The following is a 1,773-nucleotide window of genomic DNA, read 5'->3' as shown; positions in this document are numbered from 1 at the left end:
CCTTGTAAGATAAATATAGGGTAACGGTTCAATTACCGCCCCGAATGTTCTTTGATAATTTCAAATCTATAGTTCAGATGGATCACAGACACCTTCCCTTGATTTTACTAAACATCGTGCTATAATCTCTTTGTCAGAGAGATAGATGTGCGTTCCTCCTGGATCCTTCTTTATGAAGACTTATCCGTAAATTAGCGTGTCACTCCACAAGGACGATTCTATGTTTAGCTGGTTGGGTCACCACTCGGTGTTACCCGTTTCAAATGCAAGGTTGTTTGGCGTTCTTCACATAGTGGATGCTCTGATTCATACTGAAATGAAAGGTTGTGTTACTTTGTCCAAATTTATTAACGACTTTGTCGTCGGAATCGACGTGTCCTCAGAATTCTCTGTGGTTGCAATGCTTGAACCAAATGGTTCGCTTATTCGTAAACCATTTAGAATTGACCATAATCCGAAAGGCTTTAACAAACTTCTTGAGATTCTCAAAAAAGAAGAAGAGCGGTTAAAACAAAAGCCCATCTACTTCGTAGAATCTACGGGTATCTTTCATTTACCACTCTTCTTTTTCCTGAGATCGAATGACCTCAAAGGATTTGTCCTGAATCCTCTATGTGTCTATTCTACCAAGAATTTTGACTTAAGAAAAGTGAAAACTGATGCAAAAGATGCTGAATCTATTGCACGACTCGCAAAATTTCAAGAAGTTAAGTACTCTCTTGTGCCTGAGCCTCAAATTCTCGCGCTTCGCATGATGACTCGTGAATATTACGCGATGTCTGATATGCTCACTGAGTTGAAAAACAGGCTGTGTACTGATCTATATCTTTTATTCCCGGGATACATTGATATCTTTGCAAATCCCTTCGGAAAAGCTTCTCTTGAGGTTCTTAAAAGATATCCATCTCCTAGAGCGCTTTCTGAAGCGGATCCGCATGAGCTTACTGTCATGATATCTAAATTCAGCCGTAAAGCGGTTCCTTGGGCTCTGAAAAAAGTGGAAACACTATTTGAAGTCACTAATCATGCGATGTCCATGCCTATGGAGTTTGACATCCTAAGCCTTAAAATCAAAGCTCATGTGGAAAACATCGAAAATTTTCAAAACAGGCTTGATGATATCATTAAGCAACTTAAAACAATGATTCAAAGTTCTGATTTTCCTGCAAAGGAACGTCGTTATATCGGGCTTCTTGAAGAAATGCCCGGCATCGGCTTTCTCACTGCGGTAACACTTATTGCTGAGATTGGCGATTTCTCTAAGTTTCATTCCCCAAAAGCTTTTGTCGCTTTTTTCGGGATCGACCCGAGCGTGAACCAATCCGGCAAATTTAATGGTGATAGAAACAAAATTTCAAAGCGTGGTACACGTTTTGGAAGAAGGGTTCTCTTTACCGCTGCGCTTGCCTCCATCAGGACAACACGTAAAGGCGATGCTATAAACCCTGTACTAAGAGATTACTATCATCTAAAGTGCGAAAACAAGAAGAAAAAAGTGGCGCTTGTAGCCATTATGCACAAACTCCTAAACTATATCTTTGCGGTTCTCCGTGATGAAAAGCCTTTTGTTTTAAGGAGCCCCAAAGATCATCAAGCTTGGCGTCACACTAAAGAAACTGTTTTTAAACTTGCAGCATAATTTGTTTTTAGTCCATGTCACTTCAGAAAGCTATTGTTCGTATTTCAAAATGGCTAGCTTTGCTGTACCTTCTTTTCAGGACAAGCATTATTCAAAAAATTTAAAATTGGTTGTTGACTTTTATTAGCTGGTCT

The 1,773-nt window shown here is 39.5% G+C and carries 1 protein-coding gene; it reads left to right on the top strand.

All coding sequences use genetic code 11. The features are described from left to right. Nucleotides 1–334: 334 nt before the first annotated feature. The gene (locus KHM83_RS19505) at nucleotides 335–1,639 is read left to right on the top strand and encodes an IS110 family RNA-guided transposase (protein WP_213238713.1); all 1,305 of its coding nucleotides are present in this window, start codon (nucleotides 335–337) and stop codon (nucleotides 1,637–1,639) included. Nucleotides 1,640–1,773 lie beyond the last annotated feature (134 nt).

Source organism: Fusibacter paucivorans (assembly GCF_018390735.1).
Lineage (GTDB): Bacteria > Bacillota > Clostridia > Peptostreptococcales > Acidaminobacteraceae > Fusibacter > Fusibacter paucivorans.
Note: the sequence above shows the minus strand (reverse complement) of the source record. Positions and strands in the feature narration are given on the sequence as shown.